Here is a 21,325-nt window from a genome sequence, read left to right as displayed (position 1 = left end):
AAAATGCCCCGCATCACCCATATGGTCGGCGCCTCCGCACTGGCCCTCACACTTGCCGCACCGCTGGCGCTGGCCCCGGTGTTCACGACACCGGCCCATGCCTTCTTCGGTGGGTTTGGCCGGATCGTCTATGACCCGACCAACCACGCCGAGAACCTGCTGACCGCCGCCCGCACCCTTGAGCAGATCAACAACCAGATCGCCAGTCTCCAGAATGAGGCCCAGATGCTGATCAACCAGGCTCGCAACCTTGCGAGCCTGCCGTATTCCTCCCTCCAGCAGCTTCAGCAGAACGTCCAACGCACGCAGCAGCTTCTCGGGCAGGCGCAGAACATCGCCTTCGACGTGCAGAACATCGACCAGATGTTCCAGCAGGATTACGGCAATCTGTCTCTGACCGCGACCGACCAGCAGCTCATCGCGGATGCGCGCAGCCGGTGGGAGAACACCGTTGGCGGCTTGCAGGACGCCATGCGCGTCCAGGCGGGTGTTGTCGGCAATATCGATAGCAATCGCGCCGAGATGGCCGCGCTGGTCGGCCAGAGCCAGGGCGCGACCGGCGCGCTGCAAGCCACGCAGGCCGGCAACCAGCTTCTCGCCCTGCAATCGCAGCAGCTTTCGGATCTGATCGCGGTCATGTCGGCCAACGGCCGGGCCGAGGCGCTGATCGAGGCGGAGCGCGCGACCGCTGCCGAACAGGGCCGCATCCAGCGCGAGCGGTTCCTGACGCCGGGCACCGGCTACCAGCCCGGCAACGCGCAGATGTTCAACGGCAACAACTGACGGGAGGCTCGCCATGGACGGCAAGATACTGGCCCGCCTCGGGGCCGTGGTGTTCGTCGCCATCGCCGTTACGGCGACCGCAATCGACATGGCGCGGAAGGACGAGCCTTCCGCGCCAAGGCCAGCATCGGCCCTCCAGCCCCCGGCCGATCCGCTGCGCGAAACCTTGCGCCGTTGCCAGCAGCGCGGCGAGGCGGCGGCGAATGACGCCGGCTGCCTCGCCGCCTGGGCTGAATCCCGCGACCGCTTCCTTGGCAGGACTCCTGCGCCCGAAGCTCCGCAGCAGACCGGAGGACAGTGAGCTATGGGGGGAACGGGGGTCATCGACAACTTCCTGGGCATCTTCACCAGCTATATCGACAGCGGGTTCGGGCTGCTCGGCGGCGAAGTCGCCTTCATCGCCACGACGCTGATCGTCATCGACGTGACGCTCGCCGCGCTCTTCTGGGCATGGGGCGCCGATGACGATGTGGTCGCGCGGCTGGTGAAAAAGACCCTTTCCGTCGGCGTCTTCGCCTACATCATTTCCAACTGGAACAATCTCGCGCGGATCGTCTTCGAGAGCTTCGCCGGCCTCGGCCTGATGGCCTCGGGCACCGGCTTTTCCGTCACCGATCTGATGCGGCCGGGTCGCGTGGCGCAGACCGGCCTCGACGCGGGCCGTCCATTGCTCGAATCCGTTTCCGACCTGATGGGCTGGATCGCGGTTTTCGAGAATCTGGTCCAGATCGTCTGCCTTCTCTTTGCCTGGGCGCTGGTGATCCTTGCTTTCTTCATCCTGGCCATCCAGCTTTTCGTGACGCTGATCGAGTTCAAGCTGACCACGCTCGCCGGCTTCGTGCTGATCCCTTTCGGCCTTTTCGGCAAAACCGCCTTCATGGCCGAGAAGGTTCTGGGGAACGTGGTTTCTTCCGGTATCAAGGTGCTGGTGCTGTCGGTCATTATCGGCATCGGCTCGACGCTCTTCTCGCAATTCACAGCCGGTTTCGGTGGGGCGACCCCCACCGTGGACGACGCTATGGCGATTGTTCTGGCAGCCCTGTCGCTGCTCGGCCTCGGCATCTTCGGTCCCGGCATCGCCAACGGCATTGTTTCGGGCGGACCCCAGCTTGGCGCAGGCGCAGCTGTGGGAACCGGGCTTGCGGTCGGCGGCGCGGCCATCGCCGCTGGCGGCGGGGCCATGCTTGCCGCCAAGGGCGGTGCCGCTGCCCTGTCCGGTGGAGCCGCTGCCGTTCGTGGCGGCGCGGCAACCGCAGGCGCTGCCTCCGCTGCCTATAGCGTCGGATCGCTCGGTCAGTCCGGTGCGGCTGGTGTTGCTGCCGGCATGGGCGGTTTGGCGCGCGCCGCTGGTTCCGCCGCTATCTCGCCCCTGAAACGCGCCGTCGCGCGTGCCGGTGAATCCGTCAAATCCAGCTTTTTCGATGGCGTGAAGGGCAGCTTCGGGGCCAGCGGCGGCAGTTCCACCATGGGAACGGTCGGCGGCGCAAGCGCCGAACCCGCAGCCGCGCCATCCAACCCGGCCGGCAGCTCTCCGGCTTGGGCGCAGCGGATGCAGCGCCGGCAGGCCCTCAATCATGGCACCACCATGACCGCCCATGCCGTCCGCTCCGGCGACAGCCACGGCTCCGGTTCCTCCGTCAACCTTTCCGAAAGTGACCGCTCATGAGCATCTTCAAACGACCAGCAACCCATTACGGCAAGACGCCGGAACCCGAGACGCCCTATCAGCGCGCCGCGCAAGTCTGGGACGAGCGTATCGGCTCGGCTCGCGTGCAGGCGCGGAACTGGCGGCTCATGGCCTTCGGCTCGCTGATCCTGTCTGTCGGCTTCGCTTCGGCATTGGTCTGGCAATCGGCGCGCGGCACCGTGGTGCCTTGGGTTGTTCAGGTGGACAATCTCGGTCAGGCGCAAACCGTCGCGCCCGCCAATGCCGACTATCGCCCGACCGATCCGCAGATTGCTTTCCATCTTAGCCGATTCATTGAGCAGGTCCGCGCGATCCCGGCCGACGCCATCATTGTCCGCCAGAACTGGCTTCGCGCCTATGAATGGACCACGGATCGCGGCGCGGCGGCGCTGAACGATTATGCCCGCGCCAATGACCCCTTCACCAAGGTTGGCCGCCAGCAGATCGCCGTCGAAGTGTCATCGGTCATCCGGGCATCGCCGGATTCCTTCCGGGTGTCGTGGGTGGAGCGGCACTACGAGAACGGCCAGCTTTCCACTACGGAACGATGGACCGCCATCCTGACCATCGTGATCCAGACCCCGCGCGATGCCGAGCGACTGCGCGCCAATCCGCTCGGCATCTACGTCAATGCAATTTCGTGGTCGCGGGAGATGAGCCAATGAAAGCCTCAGCTTGCATCAATCACCTCGCTGATCTTTCCCTCGGAGATCATGAAGAACGAGGTGCCCGTCATCTTGATCTCCTGCCCGGCCTTCCAGCCATTGGGCAGGTCGGTTTTGACCTTGGCGCGATAGCCGATGCGCACGGCTGCACGGTCGTCTATCGCGATACAGTCGAGGATCGTCTGTTCTCTTTCAGCAAACAACTGGACGCCCTGTTCCGCCAGCGCGCGAAATGCCTCGATCCCGTGCGTTTCGTTCGTCGTCTCTCCGTTCGATCTGTTGATAAACCGAACGTCGTCCGACAGGCAGTCGAGCATCGCCTGAACATTCATCCTGTTGTAGGCGTCGATATACCGGGCAACAATCGTCGGCACAGAATCCATTCTGTCGGTTCCTCCTTACTGATCCTGAAGTCGCTAACCTATGCGATTTTTGCGACGGCGTTTGCAATTACTTTGGCAGGCTGCGCGACCAACCGGACGCCGCAATTCAGCTACGACGCCAGCGTGCCGCCGCTGCCAACCATGCAGGCGGCGGCAACCGACAACACGCCTCGGCCGCTGCATGTGCCCCCGGCATGGACCGTGGCGCGCGGCGGCACCGCCGCCGGCACGCCGACCGGCCGCGTTGAGAACGCCAATGCCGCCGCCCGCGTCGAGCCGCGCCGGGAAGGCTACTACAACGCCATCCAGATATATCCGTGGTCGGAAGGCGCGCTCTATCAGGTCTATGCCGCAGTCGGGCAGATCACCACCATTGCGCTGGAGCCGGGCGAGAGCCTGACAGGCGCGGGGCCGATCGCGGCCGGCGATACGACAAGGTGGATTATTGGCGACACCGAGAGCGGCAGCGGCGCAAACCGCCGTGTCCATATCCTCGTGAAGCCCACGCGGCCGGACATTTCCACCAACCTTGTCGTCACCACCGACCGGCGCACCTACATGATCGAGCTGCGCGCGCGGGAATCGCTCTACATGCCGGCCGTGGCATGGGCCTATCCGGCACCGCCTGCCGGCCAGCGCCAGACGGTCCCGGTCGCGCCGATCATTCCGGCCGACGCAGCGCGGAACTATCGCTACGCCTTGCAGGTGCAGGGCGACAGCCCGCCATGGCGGCCGGTTTCCGTCTTCGACGATGGACGCCGCGTCTATGTCGTTTTCCCGGCCGGGATCGTGCAGGGCGAAATGCCGCCGATCTTCGTGCTTGGCGCGAACGGCGAGCCGCAGATCGTCAATTCCCGCATCCACCAGAACGTCCTGATCGTGGACCGCCTGTTCGGCGCGGCCGAGCTGCGCCTTGGCAGCGGCAATCGCCAGCAGGTCGTCAGGATCGTTCGCACCAACCCGACGCAGGCCGCCGCCGCGCAGCCCGCCAGCGCGACCGGAGACACCCCGTCATGAGCGACAATACCATCACCGACACCATCGCACCCATGCGCCTGCGCGCCGAGCCGCCCCGCGTTACGCGCCTGTCCCGCAAGATGCTGGCAGGCGTCGGGGCCGTCGCGCTTCTCGGCATCGGCGGGGCGCTGATCTACGCGCTCCAGACCCGCGATGCAGGACCGGGCGGCGACGAACTCTATTCGACCGAGAACCGGCCCACGGCGGACGGCCTGTCCGGCCTGCCGAGCGACTATAGCGGGCCGGCGCTCGGCCCGGCGCTGCCCGGCGACCTCGGCCGCCCGATCCTCGACGCGCAGAATCGGGGACAGCCCATTGTAACGCCGGCAATCACGACGCCCGCCGTCGATCCAGAGGAAGAACGCCGCAGGGCCGAGGAAGAAGCCGCGCGCTTGAGCAACGTCTTTTTCCAGTCCGGCCCGCGCACGGGATCGCCGGCAGGAACGGCCATGCCCGGCCTTGCCGGTCTTGGCCTCGGCGGGCAGCCCGCGACACAGGATCGCCACGCGGCGTTTCTCAACGGGCCGGTGGACCGGCAGACCGTCGCCCCGGATCGCGTCGTGCCGCCGGCATCACCCTATATCCTTCAGGCCGGGGCCGTGATCCCGGCCGCGCTCATCACCGGCATCCGTTCCGACCTTCCGGGCCAGATCACCGCACAGGTGACGGAGAACGTCTATGACAGCCCCAGCGGCTCGCTGTTGCTGATCCCGCAGGGCACGCGCATCATCGGCCAATACGATGACGGCGTGACCTTCGGCCAGCGCAGGGTGCTCTTGGTGTGGAACCGCCTGATCCTGCCGGGCGGCCGCTCCATCGTCCTTGAGCGCCTGCCGGGCGCGGACGCCAGCGGCTATGCCGGACTGGAGGATGGCGTCGATTATCATTGGTGGGATCTGATGAAGGCCGCAGGGCTGTCCACGCTGCTCGCAGTCGGCACGGAGCTGGCGACCAGCGACGAGGACCGACTGATCCGCGCCATCCGCGAGGGGGCGCAGGATACCGTCAATCAGGCCGGCCAGCAGATCGTTCAGCGCCAGTTGCAGGTCGCGCCGACGCTCACCATCCGACCGGGCTTCCCGGTCAGGATCATCGTCACCCGCGACCTTGTATTCGAGCCGGCAGGAGGTTGACCATGACCAAGCTGAAACTCGGCCCCATCGTCGAGGACAAGCCGGTCAAGGTGATGCTGGAGCTGCCGGGGCCGCTTCATCGCGATCTTGTCGCCTATGCCGAGGTGCTGGCCCGCGAGAGCGGCCAGCCCGTCGCCGATCCCGTCAGGCTGATCGTGCCGATGCTGCATCGGTTCATGGCCACGGATCGGGGTTTTGCAAAGGCTCGGCGTGTCCAACAGCACGCCAAGACAGCTTAAGTAATGATACGCGATGATGACGTTTGCTCGGTATGCCGGGCCAGCAAACAGTTCAGTTGATCGAGGGGCCAGTTGCCAAGATCTCCTGGCGGTCGGGCCGCGAAGCGCGCTCCGCTCTTTGTCGAGGTCGGGCGCTGGCAACTGTGTATCCTAGGTCATCTGCCGGTGTGAGTCGACCTTAGTTGTCCAGAACCAGAATGACACCGGCGCGCTGCAAGCGACCCAGGTCGGCAACCAGCTTCTCGCTACGCAAAGCCAGCAGCTTTCCGACCTGAGCTCGCTCATGTCGGGCAATGGCTGAACTGCCCGTCGTATTGGGCATTTCGCGATAGGGGGTTCCGCCACAAAAGCATTGACCGTACTGGAAGTTGTAGAGACACTCGTGGTTGTTTCCGGGGGGCAGATGATGCGTTTAGTTGGTCTTACAGTTGAGAATTTTCGTTGTTACTCAGCACCTGTCACGGTGCGCTTTGGTAACCTGACCGCGCTCGTTGGTAGAAATGACGTAGGTAAATCTACCCTCATGGACGCGCTGGCGATCTTCTTTGAGACTGCTTCGCCTGATAAGGACGACGCCTGCAAGGCAGGTGATCCGAAACAGATGCGCATAACATGCGAATTCGATCAGCTTCCTGAACAGCTGGTAGTGGATGCTGAATTTCCTACCACGCTCTCTGGTGAGTATCTTCTGAGTGCGAATGGAACGCTCGTCATTCGGAAGACCTACAATGGAAGTCTAGGGACGCCGAAGATTACTGCGATCGAAGCCTTGGCGGACCATCCGACGGCAGCGGGGTATAGCGACCTTCTCACTCTCAAAAAGGCCGAACTTGCCAAGCGGGCGGCCGATCAAGGTGTAAATTTGGATGGCGTGGACAAGAGGGCGAACGCTCTCGTGCGAGCGGCGATCTGGCAGAGCTGTGGCGACCTCAAACTAGCAACGGCCGCGGTGTCGCTGGATGCAGAGGGAAGCAAACAGGTCTGGGCCGAGTTACAGCAATACCTGCCGACATTTGCGCTATTTAAGTCAGATCGAGCTAGTACGGATCAGGATGCGGAAGCTCAAGACCCTCTGAAGGCCGCAATCAGAGAGGCGATCAAGGCCGTCGAACCGAAATTGCAAGAAGTTCGAGATTATGTTGAAAGTGAGGTAAAGAAAATTGCTGCTGCGACTGTAGATAAATTGCGGGAAATGGATGCATCCGTTGCTGAAACCCTAAACCCAGTCATAGCGACTAAAAAATGGGATACGTTGTTTTCTACGAGTATTACAGGTGATGAGGGTATTCCTCTCAATAAACGTGGGAGCGGCGTGAAGCGCCTCGTTCTTCTCAATTTTTTTCGTGCGAAAGCTGAGAAGTCCGCAGCGGAAAAAAGCTCATCTTCGGTGATCTATGCCATCGAGGAACCCGAAACCAGCCAGCATCCTAGAAACCAACGCCTGTTATTGAACGCTCTTCGGGAACTCTCAGATGGGGACGGTAAGCAAGTCATAGTCACCACGCATACTCCCATGCTGGCTCGTTATCTGGACGAGACTGATCTTCGCTTCATCCAGCGGGGAGAAGATGGAATTCGTTTGATCAGCGAAGGTAGCGAAGCGACCTCGGCTGAGATTGCAAAATCGCTTGGAGTGCTTCCTGACCACAATGTGAAGATCTTCATCGGTGTCGAAGGTCCGCATGATATTTCGTTTCTCAAAGGTGTGTCGCGGGTACTCATCGCCGCAGGCGAAGATGTGCCCGACCTCGAACAGCTCGAATTAGATGGTGAGCTCATTTTCGTGCCCCTCGGGGGCAGTAATTTAGCTTTATGGGCTTCACGGCTGGCTCCGTTCAACAGACCAGAGTTTCACATTTGTGATCGCGATAATCCACCGCCAGGTCAACCAAAGTATGTGGATCATATGAATGCGGTTAACGCCCGTGCCGGATGCCGTGCTGTGGCAACCCAAAAACGTGAGTTGGAGAGTTACCTACACCATGAGGCTATTTGTGAAGCCTACGCCCTGAACCAAATAAACATCGCCTTTGGGGTGCCTTTTGGCGATTTCGATGATGTCCCCCAAATTGTGGCGCAGGCGGTCCACGCGGTTAATGGTGCTGACCCTTGGGGCAACCTTGACGAGGAGAAGCGTCGGAAAAAGGAAAGCGCAGCGAAGCGCTATCTCAACAACACGGCGATATCTCGGATGACCGTCGATAGGCTAGCCGTAGCAGACCCTCAGAATGAGATCAGAGGTTGGCTTGCTACGATTTCACAAATGATGGTCGCGGGTGCTGCGTAATCATTCTAGCTAGCGACGGACTGCCTCGGGCGAAAACCATATGCCACTGTCTATAAATCCCTCTCCAACTACAGAATGTAATTTTTCGGAATGGATAATTGGCAAAAAAAATCGTGCCAAGCTGATCGAAATTATCGCCTATCTCTATTTGCGACAGGAGGAAAACGCTCAGCGAGTGATCAATGCTTTGGAACCGCGACGGCGCGTTTCAAAAGGCAGGGTCGCTCAGAATGTCGTGAGGAAGCTGACGGCTCCGCGTGCCGAAGACGTTGAGCTTTTCCGGTCGGGAACCGACGAACAGAAGGAGGCGGCAAGAAAGCGGATAAGGACATCCGTTATTCACCGGGACGGACTGTTATTTCAGCATATCTCCTGGGTTGCGGCGCGGCTAGCTCTTCCGAACGGCTATATGACATCGCCTCATGTCCGACAGGCAGACAAGGGATTCGACGGCTTTATAATCGAACTGGAAGATGGTGGGCGCGAGATCAAGCGCATTGTGCTTTGTGAGGACAAGGCTTCGAAATCGCCGCGCAGCCTTATAAGCTCCAGCGTATGGCCCGAGATCGGAACTATTCTGTGCGGTGATCGCGATGATGAAATCCTCGCCGACCTCGTAACCTTGCTAAAGAGTGTCCCTGACATCGATGCTGAGGCAGCGGTCGACGAAATGTTTTGGGAAGGTGCTCGCGAGTTCAGAGTTGCCGTGGCCACCGGCGAAGATCAGCGCAAGGCCGGAAATTTTCTGCATATCATAGCTGGTTTTGAAACGGTCGCTGGTGGTGAGCTCGAAAGTCGCACGGCCGGAGTGCTGGCTTTCGAGGACGTGCGCAAAGGGTTAGCTCTTCTCGCCGGCGAGGTGGCGGCTAAAATCCAGGAGATCGCCGGTGTTTGATCCAAGTTCCCGCGCTCTTCTACGGGAGGCTCCTGATCTACCGGGTCTCGATCCTGAAACGCTGGATGAGTTGTTGACGGCGGCTCACATTGAGTTGGCGACAGTTCGCCTTCTGTCCCGTGAAGGTGAATCTGAGCCTGCAAGCGGAGTGATCGACCGGGTAAGGCGTCTTGCTTCGACTTTTGAAGCCTATGTTGCACTCAATCTTCGACCGGAGCAGACGCGTGCCGCAGCTTTCGTCGCAGCTAGTGCTCATCAGATCTTGAGCCGCGTTCGTGAAACTGCATTGGATCGTCCAACCGTTATTTCGAGTGATGCTATTGGATCATCAATCTCCGCAACGCTACTGTTCCTGATTGCTGATCGGGCGGCGGACGCAGCGGAAGTGGCGGGGCAGCTCAGGGCCAGAGGCGAACGGCGGGCGGTTAGACGATCTCTGATCCTGAGTCTTCGGGAATTGGCAACTGGCAATCTCACGACGCTGATAGAGCGTGACCTCGGCGAAGACTCCATCGCCATGGGAGATAGCCGAGAAGTAGCCACTGATCTTCTTCTAAGGGAATGTGCCTACGTGGTTCAGGGACTTGGACAGGAGGCGCGCGGGAGCGCTGTGTCCGACCCTGATATCCGCTCAAGGCTCAAGCGTGTTATCCGCTTGTCGGAGGCCTCAGCGGTGGAGATCAACGTAGCGCTGGAAGGAACCGTGCAGCACCAGTTTGCCGGTCCACATCATCTGGCCACACTGTTGAGTCGGCTTGTTGATGGAATGCAGGCCGCGATGCTGGTTCGACTCCCAACACCATCTGGAGCGCAAGCTAAGGCATGGGCCGACTGGCTTCTGTCTCAGACGCAATCGCACCCATTTCTATGGATCAATCATCTGAAAGCTGTCAGGACGGGATACTTGAACCGTGGCAGGTCCATGGTGATGACATCGCCCACTGGTTCGGGGAAGACCACGCTATCTGTCCTGAAAATCGCAGCAACCCTATGCGCGGGCGAGAGCGTCGTCTACCTGGCTCCTACTCACGCTCTCGTAGATCAGGTAGAGACCGATCTCTCTGCACAAATCGGAGGCCTAGAGGCGGTCAGCGTTGTTGAAGACGTTGCGCTCGAAGAGCTTGGGGACAAGCTGCCACCATTCTCCGTCATGACACCCGAGCGTTGCCTTGCCCTCCTTGGTTTCGCGCCTGAGCTTTTCGACAAGGTCGGCCTCCTCGTCTTCGATGAGTTCCATCTCATCAGTGCCGACGATCCGGCTACGTCATCGAAAATCAGCGCACGCGCCATTGATGCGATGTTAGCGCTCCTGACGTTTCTCCGCCATCGCAAGGAAGCAGACCTGCTGCTGCTGTCTGCTATGGTCGCCAACGGCGCCGAAATCGCTCGTTGGCTGCGGGCCGTGACGGGAAGGGAGGTCGAAGCGTTCGACGATCCTTGGAAGCCAACACGGCAACTTCGCTCTTGCGTCATCTATGATCGCTCTGACGTGCTTGAGGCTGTGCAAGCGGCATCGAAGGCGAAGACCCAGTCCGCGCGGAGTCGGGTCCCCGCACAGCCTCTTGGACTCTTTTCGTTGATTTCTGGATGGCACCCCAAAAGGTCGGAGAAGCTGGTCGTGCAGGCGCTCACGGATCAACGGCCGCCGCTCGTGAAAAATGCCAAGGGGAAATTGACATCGAACAGGAACGAAGTCGCTGCGCGGATCGCGGCCGACTATGCGGCCGTAGGAAAGCGCGTGATCGTCTTCTGCAACGATACTAAAGCATGCGGGAGCGTTGCGGATCAGATCAATGGACTACTGGCCCCGGCCACCATCGCTCTGGATGAGACGCAGGAGGAAATGCGCAAGTCAGTTCTCAGGGATGTGGGAGCGGCCGAAGCCACATTCGATCCCATGGGGTGCAGAGCAGCGGTGCATCATGGTGATCTGCTGCCATTGGAGCGGCGGTTGACGGAAAGCGTTTTTCGGGTTCGCAGGGATTCTGAGAGTGAGGATCTGGGCCTTGATGTGGTTGCCGCGACATCTACAATTGCGCAAGGGTTGAATCTGCCGTGCGATGTCGTGATTCTTGCAGGAACCGACAGGAGCGCGATTGATGACCCAAGCGGCAATCCTCGCACGGACTTGCGTCCTCACGAGATACTCAATGCGCTCGGGAGGGCTGGACGCGCGGCGTATGCTGCAACCGGTCTGGCAATCGTTGTTCCCGCAAAACCCATCGGTGTGGAAAGAGGGAACCTCTCTCTTCCGTCCGAAGGAATTCTGAAGACCGTTTTCTCCGAGCAGGATGCCTGTGAGGAGGTTTATGATCCGATAGAGTTGCTTCTTGATCGGATCGAGGTATCCGCTAACCCTGATCCAAAAGTGCAGTCGATAATCCGGCGTTTGTCTGCTGTCACCACAGCAGGAGAGAGTGGCTTCGACGATATCGTTCGCCGTTCGCTGGGGTTTTTCCGGCGTAGGGAAGCTAATGCTTTGGGGGCGGACAAATGGCTAGAACGTCGCCGAACCGCGCTCAGGGCTGCCGAGGAACAACTGGAAGATCCGCCCGTTCTTGATTGGCAACGGGAAATTGCTGTCCGCAATGGTGTTCCGCCAAGGCTGATCGAAAGATTGGTCGAGGCGTTTGATCATGCGCCAGTTGAAAAGACGGCTACCGAGGACTGGATCAACTGGCTGCTGGATATAGTGGCCGAACATCCTTTGGATTTGACGATCTTCGTCAGGGAAACAGCTCTTGAGTCCGTTTTCGGCCGCGCCTACACGAATACAACAATACCTAAGGCCACCGCTAAGCGGATATTGGGAGCGCTCAAGACGTTGGTTTCAATGTGGTGCGCAGGACGCACGCTGGTCGAGATCGAGGCTTGGCTTCTCGCGTTCATTCGGAAGCACGAAGGAGAGGTCAAACAGCGAGCAAACCAATCCTCAACAGCACAACGGGCTCGCCGCTTCGCCATACGCATCGCCCCTGATCTCGGCTTTCTGTGTGGCGTGCTTGGGCAGATCGCCGCTTACAAGAACGCTGAAGAGGGCGGGGTTTCACTTCCCGTGGTTGATATGTTGCCACAGATGGTAAGAGTTGGGGATCATGATCGTCATCATACGGCCTTAAGACAAATGACAACAAACGCCTCGCGGGTTGAGACTTTTGGAGCATATGTTTCATTGCGTGGGTCATTCAAGGCGGGTGCATCCGCCGAAATGGATGTTGTACGAGACGAGGTTACTACGGCAATGTTGCTCCAGTCATTCACGGATTTGGACGACGAGGAATAGGCGTCAAAACGATCCAAGCGCCGATTGCTCCATTTCAGACAGTGACTTGTAGTGAATGTCGGTATCGGTAGTTGCACGCCCCCGCAACCAACGATACCAAACGCCGCGTGCCGAAAGGCCGCGGCGTCTTGCGTTTGTAAGCCAACGGACGGCCCATCCCGCCCCGCAGCACGACGCCGCAGCCCGTATCCGTCCTCGAATCCGCCGCAAGCAGCACACGCAGAAACCTCAGCCCGCGCAGCGGCCACTGACCTGCCCCCTTCCCGATCCCTCGATTTGAGTGAGGGTCCGTCACCCGAAGGAGACAGACGTGAAGAAGAGCAGTCTACGGAAGCACAGCAGGAAGCGGGCGGCACGACAGACGTCGCCGATCGGCACGCCCTCGTCGGTCCGCTTCAGGATGAACAACTGTCTCGCGCGTCCGAATACCTACTCGGCTTCATTGTTCCTCCGCTTCTCACCGGCCGTTCAAGCGTAGCCGGATTTCCAGAAGCGGGCGGTCCAGTTTTCAGGGGGCAGAGGACCTCGTCATGGCGGCGGGCCGGCCTCGCCGCCTCGTCCTGCAGCATTCCCTGTCGAGACTCAGCTCGGCAACGAGCTATTTCGGCCGCGCGGTCTCGTCTTTCAGCGCCTTCAGCCGCCTCATCTCCGTCGGCACCCGCAAGCGCCGGCCGGCCCATAGCGATCGTTACCGGGTTACCGTAGTAGGTATGGGACTTTGCTTCAATTTGGTCCAAAGACTGTGCGGTCCTATTTAACTGACTGCCTGGAAAGAGCGCGGCACAAGAGGGCGGCCTCGAGCATCCCGCTGCCTGCCACATGCTCGATGTCGCCGCAGTAGCGGAAGTCCTGCTCGCCGCATCAGATCCCGACCTTCCCGCGGGAAGGCGTGACCTTTTCTGCCTGCTCGTGGCACTCCACGACCTCGGCAAGATCGGGGCTCAATTCCGGAGGATGCTCCACGGCGAGGGGGCCCAGACCTGGCGCCACTGGCAGGTGACGGAGGCCTGGCTGCGCGCGGAAGCCATGGAAGATCTGATCTGCAATCGGATTGGCGGTAGCCATCTCACTCTCCAGCCGCTCGTCGCCGCCATTGCGGGGCACCACGGTGGGCCCCCGAGCGATACGGCCGCGGACCATCGCAGGATGCGGGTGATGGCGGGACCGGAGGCGGCGGCAGATGCGCAGGCTTTCGTGGAAGTCTGCCTCGACCTCTGGCCAGAGGCCTCGCTCGGCGGGATTGACAGCGCGGAAGCCAGGGCGCTCAGCTGGCGGCTTTCGGGACTGACCGTGGTCGCCGACTGGATAGGGTCGAACCCGGAGTGGTTCCCGCCGGCGCAGAGCCCTGCATCGGCGGCCGCATATCTGGTGGAGACACGGCGGCGGGCAGCCAGAGCGGTGGAGGAGGCCGGGTTGCTGCCGCCTGCCCCGGCGGGGGACTGGCCATCCTTCGCCTTCGCCCGCGTCGATGTCCGGCCCATGCAGAAGGCGGTGCTGGAGGTTCCCCTGCGCGACGGCCCTATGCTCGCCTTCGTGGAAGACGAGACGGGCGCCGGCAAGACCGAGGCGGCGCTCCTGCTGGCGCAGAGGATGCTGTTGGCAGGCAAGGGGCGGGGTCTCTATTTCGCGCTCCCCACCATGGCCACTGCCGACGCCATGTTCGAGCGGGCGCGCAAGGTCATGCGCGCGTTGTTCGCCGCGCCGCCGTCATTGACGCTGGCACATGGCCGAGCCGCGCTCTCGCCGGAGTTCCGCGAGGTGAGGGAGCAGACCGGCTGGTCCGACACGGTGGTCTGCGGCCCGTGGCTTGCCGACAGCCGCCGCCGGGCGCTGCTGGCGGATATTGGCGTGGGCACGATCGACCAGGCGCTGCTGGCGATCCTGCCGACCCGCTTCGCCACCCTGAGGATTCATGGGCTGGCGGCGAAAATCCTGATCGTGGACGAAGTGCACGAATTGGGTGATCCCTATCTTGCCGAGGAGCTGGAGGCGCTGCTTCGCCTCCACGCCCAGGGCGGAGGCTCGGCGATCTTGCTGACCGCGACCCTGCCGCTCGGCCAACGGGCGCGGCTCGCCCGCGCGTTCGAGGAGGGCGCGGGACGAGACTTTTCTCCTGACCCGGAGCCCGCCTATCCCGCCCTATCAATACCCGGCGCGGCGGCGGTACGGGATTTTCCCGGTGTCATCTCGCCCAAGGGCTCGGTCAAGGTTGCCCGGCTCACGATGCCGGACGAGGCCGTGACGCTGATCGCCCGAGCCTCGGAAGCGGGGGCCGCCTGTGCCTGGGTGCGAAATGCGGTGGACGACGCGATCGCTGCGGTCGAGGCTCTGCGCGCGGCCGGCGTGGAGGCAGAGCTGCTTCACGCCCGCTACGCTTTCGCCGACCGCAAGCGGATCGAGGCCGCCGCCCTGGCCGCCTTCGGGCCAGAGGGCGAGCGGCGGGGGAGAGACGGGCGTGGTCGGGTAATCGTGGCCACCCAGGTTCTGGAAATGAGCCTCGACTACGATTTCGATGTTATGGTCTCTGATCTCGCCCCGGTTGCCGCGCTTGTCCAGCGCGCGGGACGGCTCTGGCGTCATATGTCCCGGCGTCCCGCCCCTGGGCGTCCCGTTCCCCGCCCCGTCCTGCATGTGATCGCCCCCGACCCTTCTCGCCCGGCGGATGCCCACTGGCTGGCCGAAGTGCAGCCCCGCGGCGCGTGGGTCTATGGCCTGGCGGCGCAATGGCGCACGGCTGAGGTCCTGTTCCGGGCCGGCGAGATCGTGGTGCCCGGTGGCCTTCGCGCTCTGATCGAGGCGGTGCATGGAGAGAATCTGCTGAGAGTCCCCGAGGGGATCCGGGCGTCGGAGGACAGGGCCGCGGGGGAGGCTTATGCCGCGGCCGGCCTCGCCCGGCTGAACATCGTAAAGATCGCGAAGGGCTACCGCGAGGGCGGTGGCGCGAATGACGATCGGGATTACCCCACGCGCCTCGGCCGGCCGACCCGGGCCCTGCTGCTGGTGCGCCGCACGCCCGCGGGCCTCAGCCCCTGGGCCGAGGCCGCCTCCCGCGCGGAGGCGGAGCTGCTGAGCGAGGTCAGCGCCCGGGAGACCCGTTTCCGCGGTCTCGCCCTGCCGGACCAGTCGGCGCCGGAGATCGCGGCTTTCACCGCCGACTGGCCGGAGTGGAAACGCGCCGGCCTGACGGTCTGTCCGGTGGGGGAGAATGGGGGGATCTGCGAGGGGCTGCGCTATGATCCACGGCGGGGCCTGCTGTTCACCTCAACGACGAGCGGGGCGTGACGGACTTTCTGCGCGATTTCAGCGTAGTGGGCATTTGGCGGCCAGCAGCTCACTGAAACAGAGAGAAAAACACAAACGGACAGCGGTTTACCAATTTCGCCGATTGGTCACGCGAGGCGATTGCTCGGAGGACGGAGCAGGGGCAGCGTCCGATGAACCACCGACAGCCGTTTGGCTCCAGCAAGTGAATCTGCCCGCCAAGGCGCGTTAACCGTCCATAGGATTTCGCTTACAACCATGAAGATGCATCGCTAGGCTCACATCAAACCTATGCGATTGAGGTCGAGTCGCTGCGAAATGCCACTGAACCTTATCCGGGACCCCTGGATCCCCGTCGCCACCGCCTCCGGCGCCCGAACCATCCGGCCTGACCAGATCGCGGAGCCGGACGTGCGCTTTCCGGCCTGGCCCCGTCCCGATCTCGACATCGCCTGCCTCGAGCTCCTGATCGGCCTCGTCGCCCTCGCCGACCCACCGGCCGGTCGCGAGGACTGGCTGGCCCGGCGCGTGCCCGATCCGGAGCGGCTGAGGGCACGGCTCGCACCCCTCGCACCCGCCTTCGAACTCGACGGCGAGGGGCCGCGGTTCCTGCAGGATCTGGAGGCGCTGCCGGGCGCGCCAGCGTCGCCGGACATGCTCTTCATCGACTCGGCCGGCGAGAGCACGGCGAAGAAGAACGCCGACCTGATGGTCCGGCGCGACCGATATCCGACGCTCGATCCCGCGCTGGCGGCCATGGCGCTCTATACGCTGCAGGCGCACGCGCCTTCGGGGGGCGCGGGCAACCGCACCTCCATGCGCGGTGGCGGACCGCTCGTAACCCTGGTGGAGCCGCGACCGGATTGCCCGCTCTGGGAGCTGGTCTGGGCAAATGTTCCTTGCGGTGCGCCCCCGAGCGCGGACGAATTGCCCTGGATGCACCGGACGCGAGTCTCGGACAACGGGCAGCAGGTCCATCAGCCCTCGGGCGAAGGGATCGCGATTGAAGCCTTCTTCGGAATGCCCCGCCGATTGCGGCTGGTCTTCGCCGAAGGGCGGGTGGCGGGCGTGATCCAGCGACCCTGGGGCACGAACTACGGCCTGTGGCGGCACCCGCTGACGCCCTATTACCGGATGAAGCCCGGCGAGGCGCCTCTGCCGGTCCATCCGCGCGCCGGGCTCTTCGGCTATCGCAACTGGCTCGGCGTTGTCGCCAAGGCTGGGAACGGTGAGCTGCGCGAACGAGCGGCGGCGCTCGACGAATTCGACGCTCGCGTGCGGGAGGGCGAGCAGCTGGCGGCGCGGGTTATCGTCGCCGGTTGGGCGATGGACAACATGAAGCCGCTGGACTTCACCCTGTCGGTGCAGCCCTTCGTGGATCTGCCGGAGGACGGAGCACTGATCCTGTCCGGGCTGGTCGAGGCGGCGGACCAGGCGGCGCTGGCCCTGCGCACGGCGCTCGAGCCGCTGCTCGCCGGGGGCGCGACCCGCGAGGCGGAGCGGGAAGCGTTCCATGCCGCCACGGAACGTGCCTTCCGAGACCGTTTCGACGAACTCAAGGCCGGCGCCGCGGCGGCCGAGATTGCGACGCGCTGGCTCTCGGACCTGCGCGGCCAGGCGCTGGCGCAGTTCGACGCGCTGGCCCTGCCGGGGCTCGACCAGCGGGAGACCGACGTGATCGCGCGCATCGTCACCGCCCGGCGCCTCCTGCTCGGGGCCTTCGCGGGTCAGGGCAAATACGGCGACGCGATGTTCGGCAAGCTGATGCTGGAAAAGCCGGCACGGAAAGGGAGGGCCGCATGAGCGCGGCGGAGGACGACAAGACCCCGGCCCGGATCATCCTCGGCTGGTGGAGCCATGCCCTGGCCGATCGCCAGAGCGGACGCGCCAGGGCTCTGGCGGCGCGGCTGCGCCGGGCGAGCCCGGTCGAGGCGCTGGCGGAGCGGGAGGTCCATGACCTCGCCGGTGCCCTCAACCTGCGCGACGGCCTGCGCCTCACCCGGATCGTCACCCTGCTGGCCGAGGTCCGAACCCACTCACCGCAGACCCTGATGCAACGCCTGGGCGGGCCCGATCCGGCGCTCTCTCCCCTTCGGTTCCAGCGGCTGATGCGGGCGAGTGTCGAAGAGTTGCCCGACGCCCTGCGCCGGGCGATCGGGCTGGCGGAGCGGAGCTGCAACGTCGCCGCGCTGGGGGAGGATCTGCTGTACTGGTCCGAAAAGACCCGGCTGCGCTGGTCCTTTCAGTATTTCGGGGGCGCCGCGCCCCTGAGCCTGTCGATCGGGAGCCCGTCAGGCGGCACCCCGTCCAAGGAGACGACCGAATGACCACCTTCCTGCAATTCCATCTGCTGACGGTCTATGGCCCTTCGAATCCGAACCGCGACGACCAGGGGCGGCCCAAGCAGGCCATGGTGGGCGGCGCGCCGCGGCTGCGGCTGTCTTCGCAATCGGTGAAGCGGGCGCTTCGCGAGAGCGCCTTCTTCGCGCTGGATCTGGCGGGCCATCAGGGCGTCCGCACCAAGCGGCTTTGTGGTGAGTTGACGGATAGGCTCGTGGCGAGCGGCGCCGATGTGGCTGCGGCCCGGGGCGCCGCCGAGAAGGTGGCCGGCATCTTCGGCAAGCTGGAGGCTCCGGACAAGAAGGCGCCCGAGAAGGTCGTGGCGACAACCCTCGCCTTCATCTCGCCCGACGAATGGCGGCTGGCCGAGGATCTCGCCGCGCGGATCCTGGCCGGCGAGGACCTGCCGAAGGACAAGGATCTGAAAAGCCTCGTCCTGCGCAAGGCCGACGGCGCGGTGGACATCGCCATGTTCGGCCGGATGCTGGCCGATGACGCGGATTTCAACCGCGAGGCTGCGGTGCAGGTCGGCCATGCCATCACCACCCATCGCGCCCAGGCCGAAGAGGATTGGTATTCCGCCGTGGACGACCTGAACAAGGCCGAGGACACCGGCGCGGGCCATCTGGGCGAGCACGCCTTCGGCTCGGGGGTCTATTACCAGTATGTCTGCGTGAACGTGGATCTGTTGGTGAAGAACCTCGGCGGCGATGCGGAGCTGGCGGCGAAGGGCCTGGAGGCGCTCGCCCGCGCGCTCGCCATCGCCACGCCGACCGGCAAGCAGAACAGCCACGCCCATCATCCCCGCGCCGCCTATATCCGGGCGGAACGCGGGCGGCAGGCCCCGCGCGATCTGACCGGGGCGTTCTTCGCGCCAGTGACCGACCAGCCCTGGGCCACCCGCTCGGTAGCGGCGCTGGAGGAGATGGCCGCGATGATGGACCGCGCCTATGGTCCCGCCTGGGACGACGAAGCGGTGCTGGACGTGGTGCGCGGTCTCGGCTCGCTGGATGAGATTGCCGCCTTCGCTGCCGCCTCGGCCCCGACCGCCTGATGCAGCCCTATCTGGTCTTCACCCTCGCGGCGAACCTCGCCGCCATGGGCGAACTGGCGGGGCACGAGCGGCGCGGCTCGCTGACCTGGCCTGGTCGCTCGGAGATTCTCGGGCTGCTGGGCGCGGCCCTGGGGCTGGAACGCGGCGGGGACTTCTCCGCCCTCGACCTGCTGCGCGTAGGGGTTGCGGTCTTCGACGACGGGACGCTCCTGCGCGACTATCACACGGTAGAGACCGTGCCCTCCGCGGCGATCCGGAGGCCGAATTCCCGACCACAGGCGCTGGCCGCCGCGCGGCTGCGCTCCAGCACAACGATCACGCTCCGCGACTACCGCACGGATGCGCTCTATGGGGTGGCGGTCTGGGGTGGCGACCTCGCGCCCTTGCGCGACGCACTGGCAACTCCGCATTTCACGCTCTACCTCGGCCGCAAGTCCTGTCCCCTGTCCGCACCGCCGGGCGCAAAGATCGTCACCGCAGCCGGGCCGGAGGAGGCGCTGGATGCCCTCGTCTTGCCGCCGTGGCGGCAAGGGGAGACGGCCAGCTGGCTGATGACCGACGCCGAGCCCGGCGACACGCATGTGGAGCAGCGGCAGGACCAGCCGCTCGACCGGATGAGGTGGCATTTTGCCGCGCGCCGTGTCGCCGTCCGCAAGGTTGCGATCCAGCCGAAGGGCCGCTCAGCATGACGCTGTATCTCTCTCGTCTGCGTCTGTCCCGAACGGCCTCCGCGAAGGCGCTGGACGCGATCCTGAACCCCGCCGAGCCTGGTCTGCGTCTCGATGCCCATCACCGTCTGCTCTGGGCCGCCTTCGCCGACAGCCCGGACCGGAGGCGGGATTTTCTCTGGCGCGAGGAAAGGGGGGGTGAGTTCCTGACGCTCTCCGCCCGTCCGCCCGCGCCCAGCGACCTGTTCGAGGCGGCGGAGGTGAAGGACTTTGCCCCCCGGCTCGGGACGGGCGACCGCCTCGCCTTCGCGCTGCGGGCGAACGCCACCCGTGACCGAAAGGATGTCGGCCGGGTCGATGTGGTGATGGACGCGCTCCACGCCGTGCCGAAAGGCACCAGGGCCCCCGAACGCGCGGCCTTGGCCCAGCGGGAGGGCGCCGCCTGGCTGACCCGACAGGGCGAGACCACCGGCTTTCGCCTGATCGGGGTCGAAGTCGGCGACTATTCGGTCGCGGCGCTTCCTGGCTATCGGGGGAAGCGGATGGGCCAGCCGCAGTTCGGCATCCTCGACATGACCGGCACGCTGGAAGTGACGGACCCCGCCGCCTTTCTCGCCCGACTCGCCCAGGGTTTCGGCAGAGCCAAGGCTTTCGGCTGCGGGCTGATGCTGATCCGACGGGCAGGATGACCCTGCCCGGCCTGCCGCCGCCGAAGCCGGTCCCGCTCAAGGATCGCGCCTCGCTCGTCTTTGTTGAGCGCGCCCAGCTTGATGTGCAGGATGGGGCCTTCGTCGCGGTCAACGCCGACGGAACGCGCACCCAAATTCCAGTCGGCGGCCTCGCCGGGATCATGCTCGAGCCCGGCGCGCGCATCTCGCATGCCGCGGTGTCGCTGGCCGCTCGGACCGGAACGCTGGTCACCTGGGTGGGCGAGGCCGGCGTTCGGCTCTACTCCGCCGGTCAGCCAGGCGGGGCTCGCTCGGACCGGCTGCTCTGGCAGGCCGCCATCGCCCTCGATCCTGAGGCGCGGTTGCGGGTGGTGCGGCGTATGTATGCCATGCGCTTTGGAGAGGACGCGCCCCAGCGCCGCTCCATCGACCAGCTTCGCGGAATAGAGGGCGCACGGGTGCGCAAATCCTACGAGCTGCTTGCCCGGGCCCATGGGGTACGATGGGCCCGACGCAGTTACGACCCCAGGGACTGGGAAGCCGGGGATATTCCGAACCGATGCCTCTCAGCCGCCACTGCCTGCCTGCACGGATTGACCGAAGCTGCCGTCCTCGCGGCGGGCTACGCACCGGCGATCGGCTTCCTGCATACCGGCAAGCCGCTCTCCTTCGTCTATGACATCGCCGACCTCTGGAAGCTTGACACGGTCGTCCCCGAGGCGTTTCGGGTCGCCGGGCTGGCTTCGAAAGGCAAGCTCGATATGCACCCTGACCGTGCAGTGCGGCTTGCCTGCAGGGACGCATTCCGCCGCACCGGACTTCTGGCGAAGATCATTCCGCGTATCGAGGAGGTGTTGGAGGCCGGTTCCCTGCCGCGTCCCGAGCCGCCGCCGGAAGCGCTCGGTCCTGCCTTCGACGACAGCCCTGCCGCAGGCGACGAGGGCCATCGTGGTTGATCGGAC

The 21,325-nt window shown here is 63.9% G+C and carries 18 protein-coding genes; 17 read left to right on the top strand and 1 reads right to left on the bottom strand.

Annotated features, from left to right (window positions below):
• Positions 1-3: 3 nt before the first annotated feature.
• The 4 genes from trbJ to trbF are packed head-to-tail and all read left to right on the top strand — an operon-like array spanning position 4 to position 3,135.
• Positions 4-783 (top strand): P-type conjugative transfer protein TrbJ, encoded by a 780-nt coding sequence (gene trbJ / locus HNP73_RS21040; protein ID WP_197067154.1) that lies wholly within the window; start codon positions 4-6, stop codon positions 781-783.
• A 13-nt stretch (positions 784-796) separates the two neighbouring features.
• Positions 797-1,084: a putative entry exclusion protein TrbK-alt gene (gene trbK-alt, locus HNP73_RS21035; protein ID WP_043619047.1), complete on the top strand. Its 288-nt coding sequence runs from the start codon at positions 797-799 to the stop codon at positions 1,082-1,084.
• A 3-nt stretch (positions 1,085-1,087) separates the two neighbouring features.
• Entirely contained in the window at positions 1,088-2,449 is a 1,362-nt protein-coding gene (gene trbL, locus HNP73_RS21030; protein WP_043619050.1) for a P-type conjugative transfer protein TrbL, read from the top strand.
• A complete protein-coding gene (gene trbF, locus HNP73_RS21025; RefSeq protein ID WP_043619053.1) occupies positions 2,446-3,135 on the top strand; it encodes a conjugal transfer protein TrbF in 690 nt (229 codons plus the stop codon). The genes trbL and trbF overlap by 4 nt, the downstream gene beginning before the upstream one ends.
• A 5-nt stretch (positions 3,136-3,140) precedes the next feature.
• On the opposite strand, the gene HNP73_RS21020 is transcribed toward trbF, so the two are convergent.
• Positions 3,141-3,518: a nuclear transport factor 2 family protein gene (locus HNP73_RS21020; protein ID WP_043619056.1), complete on the bottom strand. Its 378-nt coding sequence runs from the start codon at positions 3,516-3,518 to the stop codon at positions 3,141-3,143.
• Positions 3,519-3,536: 18 nt separating this feature from the next.
• Between HNP73_RS21020 and trbG the strand changes: the two genes are divergently transcribed.
• The 13 genes from trbG (at position 3,537) to cas1e (ending at position 21,319) form a co-directional block, all read left to right on the top strand.
• Positions 3,537-4,535, top strand: a complete 999-nt coding sequence (trbG, locus tag HNP73_RS21015; RefSeq protein WP_221288975.1) for a P-type conjugative transfer protein TrbG — start codon at positions 3,537-3,539, stop codon at positions 4,533-4,535.
• Positions 4,532-5,668 (top strand): TraB/TrbI/VirB10 family type IV secretion system protein, encoded by a 1,137-nt coding sequence (locus HNP73_RS21010; RefSeq protein ID WP_043610845.1) that lies wholly within the window; start codon positions 4,532-4,534, stop codon positions 5,666-5,668. Before trbG ends, HNP73_RS21010 begins: the two co-directional genes overlap by 4 nt.
• Positions 5,669-5,670: 2 nt before the next feature.
• Positions 5,671-5,907 carry a DUF2274 domain-containing protein gene (locus HNP73_RS21005; protein WP_043610843.1) on the top strand — a complete coding sequence of 79 codons (237 nt, stop codon included), beginning with the start codon at positions 5,671-5,673 and terminating at the stop codon, positions 5,905-5,907.
• A gap of 352 nt (positions 5,908-6,259) precedes the next feature.
• Complete coding sequence (locus HNP73_RS21000) at positions 6,260-8,194, top strand: ATP-binding protein (protein ID WP_156133934.1); 1,935 nt, start codon at positions 6,260-6,262, stop codon at positions 8,192-8,194.
• A gap of 40 nt (positions 8,195-8,234) precedes the next feature.
• A complete protein-coding gene (locus HNP73_RS20995; RefSeq protein WP_043610840.1) occupies positions 8,235-9,089 on the top strand; it encodes a hypothetical protein in 855 nt (284 codons plus the stop codon).
• Complete coding sequence (locus HNP73_RS20990; RefSeq protein WP_043610839.1) at positions 9,082-12,372, top strand: DEAD/DEAH box helicase; 3,291 nt, start codon at positions 9,082-9,084, stop codon at positions 12,370-12,372. Before HNP73_RS20995 ends, HNP73_RS20990 begins: the two co-directional genes overlap by 8 nt.
• Positions 12,373-13,191: 819 nt before the next feature.
• Entirely contained in the window at positions 13,192-15,654 is a 2,463-nt protein-coding gene (gene cas3 / locus HNP73_RS20985) for a CRISPR-associated helicase Cas3' (RefSeq protein WP_184154835.1), read from the top strand.
• 297 nt (positions 15,655-15,951) lie between these two features.
• A complete protein-coding gene (casA, locus tag HNP73_RS20980; protein ID WP_184154832.1) occupies positions 15,952-17,436 on the top strand; it encodes a type I-E CRISPR-associated protein Cse1/CasA in 1,485 nt (494 codons plus the stop codon).
• Entirely contained in the window at positions 17,433-17,960 is a 528-nt protein-coding gene (casB, locus tag HNP73_RS20975) for a type I-E CRISPR-associated protein Cse2/CasB (RefSeq protein ID WP_184154829.1), read from the top strand. The genes casA and casB overlap by 4 nt, the downstream gene beginning before the upstream one ends.
• Positions 17,957-19,027: a type I-E CRISPR-associated protein Cas7/Cse4/CasC gene (gene cas7e, locus HNP73_RS20970; RefSeq protein ID WP_184154826.1), complete on the top strand. Its 1,071-nt coding sequence runs from the start codon at positions 17,957-17,959 to the stop codon at positions 19,025-19,027. Before casB ends, cas7e begins: the two co-directional genes overlap by 4 nt.
• Complete coding sequence (cas5e, locus tag HNP73_RS20965; RefSeq protein WP_184154824.1) at positions 19,027-19,716, top strand: type I-E CRISPR-associated protein Cas5/CasD; 690 nt, start codon at positions 19,027-19,029, stop codon at positions 19,714-19,716. Before cas7e ends, cas5e begins: the two co-directional genes overlap by 1 nt.
• The gene (gene cas6e, locus HNP73_RS20960) at positions 19,713-20,384 is read left to right on the top strand and encodes a type I-E CRISPR-associated protein Cas6/Cse3/CasE (protein ID WP_184154821.1); all 672 of its coding nucleotides are present in this window, start codon (positions 19,713-19,715) and stop codon (positions 20,382-20,384) included. The genes cas5e and cas6e overlap by 4 nt, the downstream gene beginning before the upstream one ends.
• Entirely contained in the window at positions 20,381-21,319 is a 939-nt protein-coding gene (cas1e, locus tag HNP73_RS20955; RefSeq protein WP_184154818.1) for a type I-E CRISPR-associated endonuclease Cas1e, read from the top strand. Before cas6e ends, cas1e begins: the two co-directional genes overlap by 4 nt.
• Positions 21,320-21,325 lie beyond the last annotated feature (6 nt).

Origin of the sequence: Amaricoccus macauensis, assembly GCF_014201905.1 — a bacterium.
GTDB lineage: Bacteria > Pseudomonadota > Alphaproteobacteria > Rhodobacterales > Rhodobacteraceae > Amaricoccus > Amaricoccus macauensis.
This window is presented reverse-complemented; position numbering and strand designations above follow the sequence as displayed.

What these genes read in the sequence shown, in the direction of transcription:
- trbJ (WP_197067154.1), top strand. Translation starts at nt 4, where the DNA reads ATGCCCCGCATCACCCATATGGTCGGCGCCTCCGCACTGGCCCTCACA.
- trbK-alt (WP_043619047.1), top strand. Translation starts at nt 797, where the DNA reads ATGGACGGCAAGATACTGGCCCGCCTCGGGGCCGTGGTGTTCGTCGCC.
- trbL (WP_043619050.1), top strand. Translation starts at nt 1,088, where the DNA reads ATGGGGGGAACGGGGGTCATCGACAACTTCCTGGGCATCTTCACCAGC.
- trbF (WP_043619053.1), top strand. Translation starts at nt 2,446, where the DNA reads ATGAGCATCTTCAAACGACCAGCAACCCATTACGGCAAGACGCCGGAA.
- HNP73_RS21020 (WP_043619056.1), bottom strand. Translation starts at nt 3,518, where the DNA reads ATGGATTCTGTGCCGACGATTGTTGCCCGGTATATCGACGCCTACAAC.
- HNP73_RS21010 (WP_043610845.1), top strand. Translation starts at nt 4,532, where the DNA reads ATGAGCGACAATACCATCACCGACACCATCGCACCCATGCGCCTGCGC.
- HNP73_RS21005 (WP_043610843.1), top strand. Translation starts at nt 5,671, where the DNA reads ATGACCAAGCTGAAACTCGGCCCCATCGTCGAGGACAAGCCGGTCAAG.
- HNP73_RS20995 (WP_043610840.1), top strand. Translation starts at nt 8,235, where the DNA reads ATGCCACTGTCTATAAATCCCTCTCCAACTACAGAATGTAATTTTTCG.
- cas3 (WP_184154835.1), top strand. Translation starts at nt 13,192, where the DNA reads ATGCTCGATGTCGCCGCAGTAGCGGAAGTCCTGCTCGCCGCATCAGAT.
- casA (WP_184154832.1), top strand. Translation starts at nt 15,952, where the DNA reads ATGCCACTGAACCTTATCCGGGACCCCTGGATCCCCGTCGCCACCGCC.
- casB (WP_184154829.1), top strand. Translation starts at nt 17,433, where the DNA reads ATGAGCGCGGCGGAGGACGACAAGACCCCGGCCCGGATCATCCTCGGC.
- cas7e (WP_184154826.1), top strand. Translation starts at nt 17,957, where the DNA reads ATGACCACCTTCCTGCAATTCCATCTGCTGACGGTCTATGGCCCTTCG.
- cas5e (WP_184154824.1), top strand. Translation starts at nt 19,027, where the DNA reads ATGCAGCCCTATCTGGTCTTCACCCTCGCGGCGAACCTCGCCGCCATG.
- cas6e (WP_184154821.1), top strand. Translation starts at nt 19,713, where the DNA reads ATGACGCTGTATCTCTCTCGTCTGCGTCTGTCCCGAACGGCCTCCGCG.
- cas1e (WP_184154818.1), top strand. Translation starts at nt 20,381, where the DNA reads ATGACCCTGCCCGGCCTGCCGCCGCCGAAGCCGGTCCCGCTCAAGGAT.